The 13937-nt window shown below is 48.2% G+C and carries 20 protein-coding genes; 6 read left to right on the forward strand and 14 right to left on the reverse strand.

Translation table 11 applies throughout. From position 1 onward, the window contains the following. Positions 1-108: 108 nt before the first annotated feature. The 6 genes from CUJ83_RS14235 (at position 109) to CUJ83_RS14260 (ending at position 5844) form a co-directional block, all read left to right on the forward strand. The gene (locus tag CUJ83_RS14235; RefSeq protein ID WP_230743044.1) at positions 109-1299 is read left to right on the forward strand and encodes a cofactor-independent phosphoglycerate mutase; all 1191 of its coding nucleotides are present in this window, start codon (positions 109-111) and stop codon (positions 1297-1299) included. 21 nt (positions 1300-1320) lie between these two features. Further along, the gene (locus tag CUJ83_RS14240; protein WP_230743046.1) at positions 1321-2205 is read left to right on the forward strand and encodes a homoserine kinase; all 885 of its coding nucleotides are present in this window, start codon (positions 1321-1323) and stop codon (positions 2203-2205) included. A gap of 35 nt (positions 2206-2240) precedes the next feature. Beyond that, positions 2241-2891, forward strand: a complete 651-nt coding sequence (locus CUJ83_RS14245) for a hypothetical protein (RefSeq protein WP_230743047.1) — start codon at positions 2241-2243, stop codon at positions 2889-2891. A gap of 118 nt (positions 2892-3009) precedes the next feature. Next, positions 3010-4269 carry a coenzyme F420 hydrogenase subunit alpha gene (frhA, locus tag CUJ83_RS14250; protein ID WP_369424435.1) on the forward strand — a complete coding sequence of 420 codons (1260 nt, stop codon included), beginning with the start codon at positions 3010-3012 and terminating at the stop codon, positions 4267-4269. Continuing rightward, the gene (gene frhG / locus CUJ83_RS14255) at positions 4256-4981 is read left to right on the forward strand and encodes a coenzyme F420 hydrogenase subunit gamma (RefSeq protein WP_230743050.1); all 726 of its coding nucleotides are present in this window, start codon (positions 4256-4258) and stop codon (positions 4979-4981) included. Before frhA ends, frhG begins: the two co-directional genes overlap by 14 nt. Next, positions 4903-5844, forward strand: coding sequence for a Coenzyme F420 hydrogenase/dehydrogenase, beta subunit C-terminal domain (locus CUJ83_RS14260; protein ID WP_369424436.1), 942 nt, complete (start codon positions 4903-4905; stop codon positions 5842-5844). The genes frhG and CUJ83_RS14260 overlap by 79 nt, the downstream gene beginning before the upstream one ends. 8 nt (positions 5845-5852) lie before the next feature. Here CUJ83_RS14260 and CUJ83_RS14265 read toward each other — a convergent pair whose 3' ends face one another. From CUJ83_RS14265 to CUJ83_RS14330, 14 genes are all read right to left on the reverse strand, one after another. After that, entirely contained in the window at positions 5853-6089 is a 237-nt protein-coding gene (locus CUJ83_RS14265; protein WP_230743051.1) for a DUF3194 domain-containing protein, read from the reverse strand. A 4-nt stretch (positions 6090-6093) separates the two neighbouring features. Next, positions 6094-6453 carry a prefoldin subunit beta gene (locus CUJ83_RS14270; RefSeq protein WP_230743052.1) on the reverse strand — a complete coding sequence of 120 codons (360 nt, stop codon included), beginning with the start codon at positions 6451-6453 and terminating at the stop codon, positions 6094-6096. A 4-nt stretch (positions 6454-6457) separates the two neighbouring features. Beyond that, positions 6458-6694: a KEOPS complex subunit Pcc1 gene (locus CUJ83_RS14275; protein WP_230743054.1), complete on the reverse strand. Its 237-nt coding sequence runs from the start codon at positions 6692-6694 to the stop codon at positions 6458-6460. Between the two features lie 18 nt (positions 6695-6712). Further along, a complete protein-coding gene (locus CUJ83_RS14280) occupies positions 6713-6850 on the reverse strand; it encodes a DNA-directed RNA polymerase subunit P (RefSeq protein ID WP_230743056.1) in 138 nt (45 codons plus the stop codon). Next, positions 6851-7135, reverse strand: a complete 285-nt coding sequence (locus tag CUJ83_RS14285) for a 50S ribosomal protein L37ae (protein ID WP_230743058.1) — start codon at positions 7133-7135, stop codon at positions 6851-6853. A gap of 2 nt (positions 7136-7137) precedes the next feature. Beyond that, positions 7138-7917 carry an exosome complex protein Rrp42 gene (gene rrp42 / locus CUJ83_RS14290; protein ID WP_230743059.1) on the reverse strand — a complete coding sequence of 260 codons (780 nt, stop codon included), beginning with the start codon at positions 7915-7917 and terminating at the stop codon, positions 7138-7140. Continuing rightward, positions 7910-8746: an exosome complex exonuclease Rrp41 gene (rrp41, locus tag CUJ83_RS14295; protein ID WP_230743061.1), complete on the reverse strand. Its 837-nt coding sequence runs from the start codon at positions 8744-8746 to the stop codon at positions 7910-7912. The genes rrp42 and rrp41 overlap by 8 nt, the downstream gene beginning before the upstream one ends. Next, positions 8743-9420, reverse strand: coding sequence for an exosome complex RNA-binding protein Rrp4 (gene rrp4 / locus CUJ83_RS14300; RefSeq protein ID WP_230743063.1), 678 nt, complete (start codon positions 9418-9420; stop codon positions 8743-8745). Before rrp4 ends, rrp41 begins: the two co-directional genes overlap by 4 nt. 30 nt (positions 9421-9450) lie before the next feature. Further along, the gene (locus tag CUJ83_RS14305) at positions 9451-10146 is read right to left on the reverse strand and encodes a ribosome assembly factor SBDS (protein ID WP_230743064.1); all 696 of its coding nucleotides are present in this window, start codon (positions 10144-10146) and stop codon (positions 9451-9453) included. Between the two features lie 5 nt (positions 10147-10151). Continuing rightward, positions 10152-10928, reverse strand: coding sequence for an archaeal proteasome endopeptidase complex subunit alpha (gene psmA / locus CUJ83_RS14310; RefSeq protein ID WP_230743066.1), 777 nt, complete (start codon positions 10926-10928; stop codon positions 10152-10154). A 22-nt stretch (positions 10929-10950) separates the two neighbouring features. Continuing rightward, the gene (locus CUJ83_RS14315; RefSeq protein ID WP_230743068.1) at positions 10951-11466 is read right to left on the reverse strand and encodes an Rpp14/Pop5 family protein; all 516 of its coding nucleotides are present in this window, start codon (positions 11464-11466) and stop codon (positions 10951-10953) included. A gap of 458 nt (positions 11467-11924) precedes the next feature. Next, a complete protein-coding gene (gene rnp3 / locus CUJ83_RS14320; RefSeq protein ID WP_230743069.1) occupies positions 11925-12635 on the reverse strand; it encodes a ribonuclease P protein component 3 in 711 nt (236 codons plus the stop codon). Further along, entirely contained in the window at positions 12622-13056 is a 435-nt protein-coding gene (locus CUJ83_RS14325) for an RNA-binding domain-containing protein (protein ID WP_230743071.1), read from the reverse strand. Before CUJ83_RS14325 ends, rnp3 begins: the two co-directional genes overlap by 14 nt. Further along, positions 13053-13643, reverse strand: coding sequence for a 50S ribosomal protein L15e (locus CUJ83_RS14330; protein ID WP_230743073.1), 591 nt, complete (start codon positions 13641-13643; stop codon positions 13053-13055). The genes CUJ83_RS14325 and CUJ83_RS14330 overlap by 4 nt, the downstream gene beginning before the upstream one ends. Positions 13644-13937: the final 294 nt, after the last annotated feature.

Below are 13937 nucleotides of genomic sequence, written 5' to 3' on the forward strand. Positions count from 1 at the left end.
ATTCGTCAATTGACTAATCAAGCGATTTAAAAGAACTTATATTACCGGTAAATATATTTGTCAACAACCTGTTAAGTAACTAAACTTTCATGACCATCGGGGATATAAATGAAATATGCAGTAATTCTTGGAGACGGGATGTCGGATTATCCCATAAAAGAGCTGGGCGATAAGACACCTTTGACGTACGCCAACACGCCGAACATGGATCATCTTGCGGATCATGCACTTCATTATGGGCTCGCACACACGACGTTACAGGACCTTCCCGCGGGAAGCGATGTAGCGAACCTTTCAGTTTTAGGATATGACCCTGAAAAATATTATACGGGAAGGGGCCCGCTGGAAGCAGGAAGCATGGGTGTGAAGCTAAAGCAGGACGACATTGCATTTCGATGTAACCTGATCACAATAGAGAATGAAAATATATCAGACTATAGCGCAGGCCATATCACCTCGGAAGAAGCGGCTGTACTGATGAAATATCTTGATGAGAACCTGGGCGACGAGAGAGTCAGGTTCTACCCGGGAATAAGCTACAGGCATTTACTGGTCATAAATAAATTTACCCCGGATACCCTTTGCACGCCGCCGCATGATGTGCTGGGCCAGCCTGTCGCGGACAACCTCCCTGAAGGAGAAGGTTCGGAAGAGATCATAGAGCTTATTAAAAAATCCCGGAACCTCCTGAAAGACCATCCGGTAAATAAAAAGAGGATAGCTGCCGGTAAGAACCCGGCAAACTCAATCTGGCCATGGGGACAGGGAAAAACACCGTCAATGCCATCGTTCAGAGAGAAGTATAATATTAACGGGTCGGTGATATCGGCAGTTGACTTGATCAAGGGCCTTGGTGTTTTTTCAGGTCTCGAAGTCATAAATGTCCCCGGGGCAACGGGATATCTTGACACTGATTATGAGGCTAAGGCCAGATATGCGCTGGAATCATTAAAAAGCAAAGACTTTGTTTTCATACATGTTGAAGCGGCAGACGAAGCATCACATGAAGGAAAACTAAAGGAAAAGATCATGGCTATCGAAGACCTCGATAAAAAAGTCGTAGGCACAATGCTCGAAGGCATGAAGGCGTTCGGCGAATTTAAACTGATGGTACTTCCGGACCATCCGACGCCGCTCTCGATAAAGACGCATGCGAGGGATCCAGTACCATATGTTATATATTACTCTGGACATAATAATGAAAATAACATATCATATGACGAAATGTCGATGAAGAAAGGCCTCTTGATAAAAGAAGGCTATCGTCTGATGGATCTATTTATAAAGGGCTCGTTGTAGATCGGGAGTAAATGATATTTTATGGACCATGTCAGGGTAAAGGCCTCTGCGACCTCGGCCAATCTGGGTGCAGGTTTCGATGTTTTAGGCATAGCTCTAGAAGATCCTTATGACATTATTGAGGTCAGGCCAGCAAAAGAACTGACCATAAAGGTCGAGGGAAGGGGTGCTGCATCCATACCGCAGGAACCCGAGAAAAACACGGCAGGCGTGGTTGCGCTGGAAATGGGGAAAAATGTCAGCATTAAGATAAAGAGCGGGATACGCCCCGGCAGTGGCCTGGGAAGCAGCGCTGCTCCGGCTGCCGGTACGGCCGTCGCAATAAATGAGCTTTTTTCGATGGGATACACAAAGGAAGAACTCGTGTGGATAGCCGCAAAGGGTGAAAAAGCTGCGGCAGGGTCCATTCATGCGGATAACGTCGCGCCGTGTATTTTGGGCGGTATCACGGTAGTATGCGGCAATTACGTTAATAGCATTGATGTCCCGGAGATGGGCATCGTAGCGATCCTGCCGGACATTATCGTGAGCACAAAGGTCGCCAGAGAGGTACTTCCCAAGACGGTACCGCTCGAAGAGATGATAAATAATATCGGAAAAGCCTCGATGCTAATGCTCGGGGCTGGAAAGAAAGACCCGCATATAATAGGGAGATCGCTTATGGAAACCTTTAATGAAAAATACAGGTCGAGGTTCATAAAAGGTTACTCAGACGTAAAAGACGCTGCTATGGAACTGGGAGCTTATGGCGTAGCGATAAGCGGTTCGGGACCCACTATGATAGCTCTTTCCCCTGTTGAAAAATGTTCGAGTATAGCAGATGCCATGAGGAAAAAGTTTACATTACATGGGGTTGACTCTGAAGCATATATAACCTGTACCGGTAAAGGAGTACAAATTATTTAATATAAAATAAAATAAATATTAATCAAGTGAAATCAATGTCATTAAAAGAATTAGTAATAACAGTTTTCGCAACGCTTCTGGCAATAGCGTTCATAGTCGCCGTGATCGGACTGATAATGGCCTCAGCTTTCGGTAACATATTCGGCGATCAGCCGGACACTACAAATTCACTGGAGCCTTCAGCGACCAAGCCTGCCGTAACAACTGTAAAGCCGACGATAAGCAATACACCGACTCCGACATATGATAGCGGCGGCCCATCGCCGACTTATCCCGCTGACCCGGGAACAACAGTAACACCGACGCCAGTGCCGGACGACGGGCCTAAAATAATTAGCGCAGAACTTGTCGGATATGGCACCGATAGCAGCACATATAACAGAGGTAGCACAGCGAAGGGTTACATTGATGTTAAAAACACGGGTAACACAGCAATAGACGAAGTAAAGATAGACGTGACGGTTTCGAGAAAAATACCGATCATAGGCATAGTCTCGCAAAACTTCGAATATATTGCAGAAGGCCAGAATATACAGCCTGGAGAAACAAAGAGAATTGAATTTGATGTCGATATCCCTGCGGAGTATAAAGGAATTTCGACGGCCGGAGATTACACGATCAATGGCAATGTTTTCATAGGCGATAAGTCGATCGGAACATTCTCTTTACAGATTAAGGTCGTATAACGGCTCATTTTTATTTTTTATTTTAGTATTTACAAAATCCCCGCATAAGCCATATTATAGGGATATTACCCGTATTTATCGGATAATAATTATAAATATGGCTGTTTAAGTTTTATCGGTGATTATTTTGGGAAAGACCGTAGTGATCGCCCCTACGACGCGTAACGAAGGACACGGCAAATTTGTTCTTGAAGTAGATGATGAGGGAATAGTTAAGAAAGGGCATTTTATGAGCCTTGTGCTTGTAAGGGGGTTCGAGCGGTTCCTCGTGGGAAGGGCTATGGAGTTCGCGCCTCTTGCGACCAGTCGCTATTGCGGGCTTTGTCCGCCTACACATGCCACCGCGTCATCTGAGGCCATAGAAAGGTCGCTTGAGATATCCCCTCCGGCCGCAGGACGTCTATTAAGGGAATTATGTAACATTGGAAATCATCTTCACGATCATCCGCTTCAGCAGATACTGGTATTGCCGGATTATGTTAAAGAAACCCAAAAACAGAGGGAGTGCATTATACGGATACAAAGAATGAGAAAAATCGGGCAATACATATGTGAGGTGACAGGAGGGGAAGCCATCCACTCACCGTTTATCAGGATAGGGGGCATGTTAAAAAACATAAACGAGCCTGTGAAACGAAAGCTTCTGGAGCAATTAAAAGAGTTTAAAAAAATCGCCGATGACCAGAATGAATTCATGCGTGAGGCGTACGATAAATCAGATGTGCCAAAAGGGCTGGGGGACCATGACCTTGATATGATGAGCACAGACATCATTTATGGACGGTCAGAGGTTTATGAAAATGAATATCATCCGGGATTTTCCGAGGTCTTGCCAGTTGACTACCACGGTGAAGAGATAGGAGTTGATGCGAGCACTGTCATCCCTTTGATCAACGGAAAAATAATTGAGGTGGGGCCAAGGGCCAGACTAAAAAAATATGGAAAGAAAATACCTGACGAGTACACTAAAAAAGGATGCGTTACGATAAACCGGGCTCGCCTGAAGGAGATAGAGATCAGGATAGAGCGGGGGATCGAGATATTACAACAGCTTGAGACCACAGCCCCCACCATTACGAATCCTGGCGTGACCGGTACAGGGAAGTTAGGCATTGGGGTGAATGAGGCGCCGCGCGGTACGAACGTGCATATGGCAAAAGTCCTGGACGGAAGGATAACATGGTATAAATCAATACCGGCGACGATGTGGAATATACCTGTCATAGGACGCGCGTCGGAAGGATACCACTATAAATGGGCTCAATGGGTCATGAGAGCTTACGACCCGTGCATTTCCTGCGCCACCCACATGGTAGTCATAAATGATGGTAAGATCGTCGACGAGCAGATAGTTAGACCGGGATTTGAAGGTCTATGATGAGGTCGTTAACATGGTAAAGCCAAAATTCGCATATGTGCATCTGGCAGCATGTTCCGGATGCGAGATCTCGTTCATCGATAATTTTGAGCGGCTTTTAGATATGATGGACATGGTAGACTTCGAATACATAACACTGCTGAAAGACGTGCAGGAAATGCCTGCGGTAGACATCGTGTTTATCGACGGAGCCCCCTGCCTGCAATCGGAAGAGAGCGTAAAAATGCTAAAAGAGGCCAGAAGTAAAGCCGGGTTTTTGGTCGCCTGGGGAGGATGCTCCGCGACCTCATGTATCAACAACTTTTCAAGGGGAGGGCAAATGGCACAGCCTCAGCACGAGTCATTTCCCCAGGTGTGTCGCATAGTGAAGGTCGATGCCTTTGTGCCGGGCTCGCCTCCGGGCCCGGAGATGGCGTATAATATAATTAAAGCGTTTGTGGAGGGCGATACAGAGTACCTGAGATATCTCACAACTTACGAAGTCGGCGGGTTTGCGTGCGGATGCGACCTCATGAAGAACATCATAGAAAACGCTCTCTGCATAGGCTGTGGAGCATGTGCGATGTCATGCCCGACAAGGGCGATCACAATGGTGCTCGGAAGGCCGTGCATTAACTGGGAGAGGTGCGTGAAATGCGGGGCATGCTATGCGCAGTGCCCGAGGAGCTTCTTGCCGGTGCCGGTCATGGATCGAATGATGGAGGGGCTATAATGGGATACAGAGGATTTGGCAGGTATAAAGAAGCGCTGGCCGCAAAGACCATGGACCCGAAGATCATGAGCGTCGGACAGGATGGCGGAGTTACTACGGCATTACTGTGCTACTCTATCGATAATGGCATCATCGACGGGGCAGTGCTAACAAGAAAGAGCGGCCCGAAATGGGTGCCGGAGCAGGTTATCGCCACGTCAAAAAAGGAGATCATTGAATGTACGGGAAGCATATATGCCCTGTCACCTAACATGTATAAGCTCAAAGACGCGGTGAGAGAGTACGCCCTTGAAAAAGTGGGCTATGTAGGACTTCCCTGCCAGATAGATGCGCTCAGGAAAATGCAGTTGTATCCGTTCGGGGCCAGAGGCATCGGAGAACGTATAGCTCTTGCCCTTGGCATATTCTGCAGCGAGAATTTCCATATGGAAGGGTTAAGGACGATTATCGAGGGGTATTGTAAAATGCCTATAGAGGATGTAAACAAAATGCATATCACAAAAGGCAAATTCATGGTCGAAGGAAAAAAGCATGCCGAAGTGGGCATGAAAAAAGCATCCAGATATGCCCAGGATGGCGATAGCGTATGCCCGGACCTGGTAGCGGAATATGCAGACATATCCATCGGCTCCATAGGTTCGGAGGAAGGATGGAATACTGTATTTTTAAGGACAAGAAAAGGAATAGACACGTTTTATGGAGCGGTATCGGCAGGATATATTGAAACAGATGACATCAATAAAGCTAAGCCCGGGCTTGAGCTGCTGGAAAAGTTAGCGCTGTCAAAAAAAGCTGCCGCCAAAGAGAACATTGAAAAGAGAAAAGCCATGGGGCTATTCGTTACAAGAGACCAGTATTATTGATCCGGGCTTTAACTTTTCTTCATCAGGTCATCGGCTTTCTCTAAGGCCATCTTTAAAGCCTCATCCACCGTGCGCTGATCTATCTCTTCTCCCCGGTCTGTAACAAGGGTGATGTCGATGGATATCTCATTATTATCAATCGATACGACTATATCCAGGTCATCGATCCTTTTTGCGGGGACGACTGAATTAATATGATCCAGGGCGGCTTTATATACCGCCTCTATGATCTCTTCTTCCTTCATCGGATCATTCGGCCTTGCCGCTTCCCTTGCTCAAAGACTGCTTGATCTGCTCCTGGAGCTGCTGGAACCTGGCCTGAATGCGCTCTTCCTGCCTGGCGAGGGACTTTAACCTGACATCGAGGCTGTCCTTCTTCTCTTCGAGGTCTTTTAAGACGTCTTCCTTCTTTGCCTTGATAAGAAGCTCTCCGGCCGACTTGTACACCGTTGCGTCATCCTCTACCTTGTTCAGCTCCTCGAGAGCGGTCTCTGTCTCACGGAGCAGCATCTCGACCTGGCCTTTTTGCTGTACTAAAGCCTGTGCCTGCTGCTGTACCTGCTGGAGCTGTGCCAGCTGGTTCTGGACCTGCGGTGGTAATTCGTTCATGATATCACTCTTTTAACTTAAACATGTCTTCAGAAATCTTAACCAAACGTAGCCATGTATTGATAGCGGCTCGAAGTGAAATAATATCCTCCGCGGATATAAATAAATTAAGCTGGTCTCCCACTACGTCTAGCTCTATCTTCGATCTTTCCGAGGGGATGGCCTGAAGTTCGGGTTTAAGCGACTCATAAACAAGTTTTGACCGGTCGCCGAACTCGAACTCTATCAATATGCTATGCAAACCTATCCCACTATAGGATCATACTGCCTTTACGCGCTTTATGGTAGTGGGCCTCTCTTTAACGAGAATGCGGTGCCCGCAGTATGGACACCTGACCCCGCCATATTCTTTGTCTATTTCAACTATGTGTTTACAGCTTGAACACTTATAGCTCATTTATTCTCCACCCTCTACGGCCTTCCTAATGGTCCTTGCCATAGTCTTGCCGCTCGGAGTCTGTGGTAAGTAGGTTCCGCCAGTGTAAGTATAGTTGCACTTTATGCAAGTCCATATGCCGGTACCCTCTCTCCATACAGCTATGCGGCCGCATTTCGGGCACTTGTGGGCCTGCTTCATCGATCCTTCTATGTCGGCTACAAGTGACCTGATCTTACGTCCATACCTGCATCCGAACCTGCCTGCACTACGGGTCTTCCTTCCTTTTGCTTTTCCAACTGCCATTTTTATATTCCCTCCAACTTTTCTCTCAGCACGTTAGCTCGTTCTTTAGCCAGGTGCACGATATGATTAACTTCATCCGCCGTTAGCGTACCTACGCCGCTCTTCTGCATGCCCGCGATAGCGCCTTCCTTGTTAGTGATGACCGTTAGCTTTGTCGAGGCAACGTTCTCCTCGTCGAGGCTCGGGTCGAGCATTATGACGCCAGCGACCTCTACAGCTGTGATAGCTACCGGAATGTCATTGAGCGGGAGCTTCGCGTCTTCGCCCATACCGAACTTAAAGTTCGGCACTTTCGTGTTCATGAGCGCCGCTATAGCCCCTAGTGAGGACGCGTCCATTAAGTTACCATCATGGTCCAGGACGTGAACGTCTATAAAGACCATCCAAACTTTCTGACCACTTTCAATACATAACTTATTTAAATCAATTGCGCCTGATTCTCTCACTCCGCGGTCAACTACTCTTGCGAGCTCGATCGCATCCTCCCTGGGAGGACCGCTCTCAAAACTCGGCGACGCTAGCGGAACAAGCTCTAAGTTCGTGATTATGACGCCACTGTCAGGGGTGTCCGGGAACGGCTCGCCGGGCTGCATTTTAACTCCGACGACGACCTGTGATTCTCCGATCTTGACTTTAGCGGAACCCTCCGCCTTGTCGATCACGCCTACCTCGACCGAGATAGTCCTGAACTCGTCGAACTTCCTGCCGTCAGCCCTGTCTCCCTGATTGGCCAGGCTATATATATAATCTCTCTTTATCTCTGCTATGACCTCTTCACTCATTAGCCTCGCCTCCCTGTTCCTGCTGCTCCTGTTCTTTGAATTCCTCTACATCCTCTTTGAATATTTCTTCTTTGACCTCGGCGGTCTCTGCGGCAGGTGCCTCCTGCGCAGGAGGGGAGACCATCTGACCGTACTTCTCGATCAGCGCCTGTTTCTGTAGTTGATGAATATACCTGCATCCTTCCATGGCCATTTCAAGGGCGGTCCTGAACTCGTCCTCGGTGAGGTGGCCGTCCATCTGGCATAATGTTATGTCGCCGGAAGGCGTCATCGCAATGGGAAGGTCTGCCTGACCGTAGTTATCTTCATCCTTATTAAGGTCCAGTACAAGAGTGTCATCCACCTTGCCTACAGCGCACGCGCTGACAAGGCACTTCATCGGAATGCCCGCATCGGCAAGAGCCACGGATGCCGCGTTTATTCCGGCGACCCTGGTACCTGCATCGGCCTGAAGTATCTCCACGAAAATATCGATGGCTGACCTGGGGTACATTTCCTGCAAGATTACGCATTCCAGCGATTCCCTGCTGACCTTGGATATCTCTATGCTTCTGCGGTCGGGTCCCGGTCTCTTCCTTTCTTCGACCGAGAAGGGTGCCATGTTGTACCTGTATCGCACTATTGCGCGAGATGCGTCCTGAAGGTGTCTCGGATGTACTTCCCTTGGACCGTATACAGCAGCGATAACCTTGTTGCCGCCGAACTCTAAGTAGCATGAACCGTCGGCCCTTTTCAGCACGCCGGCTTTGAACTTGATAGGCCGGAGATCCTGTGCTCCTCTTCCGTCCAGCCTTTTACCGTCAATGATCAATTTTTCTGGCTTACTCATTTATTACTCCTCAACGTTTCCAGCTCTTTTGTCAGATATTCTTTTATATTATCCGTTAATCCGGAGGTGTGGGCCTCGCGCTCGATCTTGAAGATCGTACGTATGGCCAGGTCGACCATCTTTTCGTCTCCCCGTAACCAGATCCTTCCGTTCTGTCCTACGAAGATGCTGCAATTCAACTCCTTCTTCAGCATGCTTATCATGGAACCGTTACGGCCTATAACACGGGGTATCTTTGTATGAGATATATCTATGACCCTGCCCTGGCGTAATATCTTAAGATGCTCTTCTCTTAAAGTTAACTCCACTTTCATCGTAGGATCGACATCTTTTACCTTTGCTACGATCAACTCTCCGATATGAAGATATTTGCTCATATTGGATTGGTCTACGCGCTCCGGGTATTCGGATACATGCAATAATCCCTCGTAAGGGGAATTGATGTCGATGATCCAGTTTGAGAACGTCACATCGTCAACTTTTCCAATTACAAGGTCGCCTCTGGCCGGTATATACCTGCCTGAGAGCGGTATGACCTTAATGTTACTTCTCCGGTCGACAAGCCCGTAATTTGCCGAATATACTTTTCCGCCCTCCACATACGTGCCGTGGCTGGCAAGCCGCGGGTCGTCGGATAGAAGGTCGCCCGGTACTACTATCTCTCTTTCAACCATTATCAATTCCTTCCATGATCATTATAGCGGTCATCTAAGCAGCTTGGTCTCGGCTTCGCCTTTGGATAGCTTATTGACCAGGTCATAAAATTCAGGCTGCATTCCTGCCGGCATCTGTATGACGCCTATCCAGGACCCGTCATTTTGCCATTCGTCTCTCACAAGCTTTCCGAACGACTGTAATTCGCCGTATGCCCTTGCCGCATAATTTGCCGGTACTTTGACCGCCACTTTGACCTCTTCGAATCTTATCGGTATTATCGGGCGGATCGCTTTCATTACGAGATTTACGTTTTCCTCGACCGATTTAGTGAGGTCGATATGTACTCCGGCCTCTTCCATGGCGCGCTCTATGCGCATCGGAGGATGCGGCGTCATCGTCTGAGGGTTTATAGCGTTCCTTGATATGAATGTTACTACCTGCCGCCTTTTATCCTCTATCAGGCGGTGGCGCTGCTCCGAGGTAAGGTTGATCTCGCCTTCGAGCACGATCTTGCGGGCTATGTCAAAAACATTTGTAGTCCCGAAAGCCTTGATCAGGTCTTCTTCCGGGACCCTGTCGCCCCTCGACGCGTTCTCAAATACTTCCTCGACGGCGAGAATGTCCTCCAGCCGGACACTGGCACCCTTTTTCATATCGTAAGCGCCCTCAGGATCAACAAGTATCTCGAAATGTTCACCGTGGGTCTTGAGCCTTGCCACTACAGCCTTATCGAGCGCTACCATTCAAATCACTCATCACTTTCTGATCTCGAACCCTGTTTCTCAAGGTCTGCTTTAGTAAAGCCGGCTTTAGTTATATATTCTTGTACTTCATCTTCAGTCAGCTTTCTGAATTTCCTCGTGGAAGTGTCGATCAGTCCGATCTCGATGGTCGGTTTCTCACCCTTTGCCTCCATGGACTTGAAGAGTGCCTTAATGCCGAGAGCTATGACCTCGTCCATCGTCATGTCGACCTTATACTCGTTCTCGAGCATCTCCATCACGACATTCCTGTTAGCGCCTATGGAGACCGCCTTATACTCATAAAGCGCTCCCGACGGGTCGGTCTCAAAGAGCCTGGGGCCGGTCTCGTCGACACCCGCGATAAGGAGAGCGCTGCCGTAAGGCCTTACGCCGCCATACTGCGTCAGCGTCTGGATGTGATCAGATATCTTCTTGGCCAGTACCTGCGTGTTCATAGGCTCGCCGTAGGTTATGTAGTTGATCTGCGCCTCTACTCTTGCCCTGTCCACAAGGGCCCTGCCGTCGGCTACAAGACCTGAAGCAACAGCGCCTATGTGGTCGTCAATCTTGAATATCTTCTCTATCGACTCGACCTCAAGAAGCTTTGTCGATATTCTTTTGTCGACAAGCAAGGCGATGCCTTCCCTGGATTTTAGACCCATGACCGTCGCGCCTCTTCGGACAGCCTCTTGAGCGTAGTGCACCTGGAAAAGCCTTCCGTCTGGGCTGAATACAGTGATAGCCCGGTCATATCCCATCATCTGGGGTGTCATCTGCTGCATCTTATTTTCACTCCTGTATGAATTAATTACTATTATCTAAATCAAAAGAGGTCATGCTCACATATCGCACATTAGATCTTTTAAGAACCTCTTTATTTTCCGGAACCATATCCACTTCGTCTCCTCTCTCCTTCACAATCGTTCCGGAAAATTTGCCTGTAGTAATTTGCAAAGAAAGGATATTAGTGGAAGGTATGCTTTCACACGCAATATATTTTTCTGTTGCCGCCCTGATCGTGCCTGACACTCCGAGAATGTTTATCAAAGTCCTGTATCCCTTGATCGAGCATACAGTGGATATTGCCGCTCTCGCCTTCTCGACAGCGCCGTGGTTTACTCTTATTACGCCTCTGGCACCGTCAAAGTCCATGAGACGATATCCTATCTCGCTGCTGCCCACATCGCCCATGAGCGATTGTGTAGAAAAGAATATTTCGTCGAGCAGTGATTTTCGGTCTATCGGCTCGTCTGCCTCTGTAATGACCTCGAAGGCGATGTACCGCTTCTTTTCGCGAAGCGAGGACGGTAAAATCTTCATATATTCGTAATATCGATGACAAGATACATAATATTAATGTTGATGTCCGACGGCAACATCTGACGAACCTGATGCTAAGTAACGAAGAAATAAGGATTCATCAATGCATATGTTACAGGATAGAGACTTATGATAGGTCCGGTTAACTCGTCGGTTTATATGATCACGGTCTTATCTGATGCTATGGGATATGCGGTGATATGCTGTGCCCGTATGTGATACATTCTTACCGCAAAGACTCAACTTTTCTCTTTAAAAAAATCTTTGAGAAGTCCTTTGAGTCTTTGGGATGAGAATGCATTACGGCAATGAACAGCCCGAAGTATCAATATCATTAAGATCTATCCGGCGATAGACCGTCGAATTTACCGGACGCATCATTAAAAATCTAGAATTCCTGAGGAAAACGGCGAAGCATACGAAAGCCCGCATTTTTTAGCTATTGGAACTATAAAAGATCACTGGACGAGTTCAACGCCTTCCATTATATAGCCGGTGCCGGGAAGGTTGCGCTTCAGTATCTCTGACGGGTAATAGGATAATCCCTTTATGGCATCCTCTTCGCTCATGTCGAACAACGTGCATAGAGATATCATGCTTCTGATGTCCCTCATGTCATAGAGCGATCTCGGGCTTGAGGTGATCACATAGGGAGCGCCGTATTTTTTTACCAGCCCAAGATTGGTCCTGTAATTTGATAATGCTTTTACCCTGCTGCCGCCTTTGCCGCATAGGATATAGGACAGGTCGAACTCAACGGCCACATACTTATCGGCCGCGAGCTTTGCTATCACGTGATTTATTCCGCTGGTCTTTCCCGTATGCGGATGTGAGAGGATGTCGACGCGGCTGTCTTCGCATGCCGCGCGGTTTATGGCCTCGTCGCCGCCGTGGACCAGCACGACATCAACCTTATTCCGGTACCTGTCCACCTGCCTTCTCAGCTCGTTGGCCTTATGGACTGATATCTCGACGCCGCTAAGTACGGTAAATCCCTCTTCGGCGGGGTATGAATCCTTAATGTTTTGAAAAAGATCGGAGTGATATGAGATACATATTCCCGAGTACCCGCTGTTTTTTGCGGCGTTGATAAAACGGGATATTGTAGTCGCCCCTTCAGGATAGGCGTGTACGTTCAGGTCATAATATCTTAAATCATTCTTCAGCATGGAAGTATTCCCTGATGATCTTTAGACCGTTTTCGTACTTTGCAGGATATGCTGCCAGCTTTACTCTGACGGCTATGGCGTCCTCGGCATAGGTTATGCGAACGTCGCCAAGGTATGCGTCCTGCTTTGAGAGCCTTAGATAAAAGTTACATTCATCGTCCACCCGCTCGGGAAGTTCCTTGATAAGCTCGTTCAGGTCCGCTTCGGGCAGTGACGTTCTTAAAAACTCAATATATTTTTCAGCCGCTTTTTTCTTTTCGATACGGGCTGTAAGTATCTTGATCGGGTTTCCAAAATATCCTTCAGTTTCTTCGAACTCTATCGGAGTATCTTCAGGAAGAACAGTTTCAAGGGCCTCCTGGACCCTTGAAACATCTTCTGTGGCATGTGCCTGTGTCCTGAAGAGGATATAATGGATCATTTACCCCTTCTGCCATGACTTCCTATAGAGGGCCTGGTCTTCTCGGTACCCATGCCTCTCTTGCCCATACCCCTGCCCTTCTTACCGGCGCTGGTCAGACCCCTCTCCGCCCTTCCGCGGTGGGTGCCCCTTGCGATCCAGTTAAGGTTCTTGTCGCTCAGGATCGACGGGTGGTGCGGGTCAACGAGAATTACCTCGTACCACTTGTGCTTTCCATCCTCTCCGACCCAGTATGAGTTTAATACTTCCATGTTCGGGAACCTCTTGGATACTCTCTCCTCGGCGATCCTCTGAATGCTCTTACGCCTTGTGAGTGTCCTGAGACCCATGTGCTTGGATTTGCGGCCTCTTACGTACCTGGACTTGCGGCTGCCACCACGCCTTACGTGGGTCCTGGCAACTACTATGCCCTGCTTCGCCTTATATCCGAGCTCCCTCGCCCTGTCAAGCCTTGTCGGCCTCTCGAGCCTTACGATGGTGGGCTCCCTTCTCCATTCCTGGAGCCTGCTCCAGAATAATTTTCCTACATACGTCTTGTCCGGGCGCTTCCATGCGTCGCGTATGTAGCCATACATTGACTTTACCATATAGTTTCGTCTCCTTTTGCGTGTGTTCGCGTTTCATGGTTCAGCCTTTGATATCCTTTCTGCTGTCGTTAAAGGCCACATCCCGGCGGGAACTGATCCCGCGACTGAAACTTCGTTGGTGAATAACAGGGTATTAGGATATAAACATTACGGCTTTTTATAAAAAATTTCTTGGGAAGCATCCGGCGGACCTGCCCATAAAATGGCCCCTGGGTCCTTTATTATACCTATTTAGGACCCGGTATTGGCCGGAGCCGATCATCGATCCGCCGGAACTCGCCATAAGTATTCGGG

Origin of the sequence: Methanooceanicella nereidis, assembly GCF_021023085.1 — an archaeon.
GTDB lineage: Archaea > Halobacteriota > Methanocellia > Methanocellales > Methanocellaceae > Methanooceanicella > Methanooceanicella nereidis.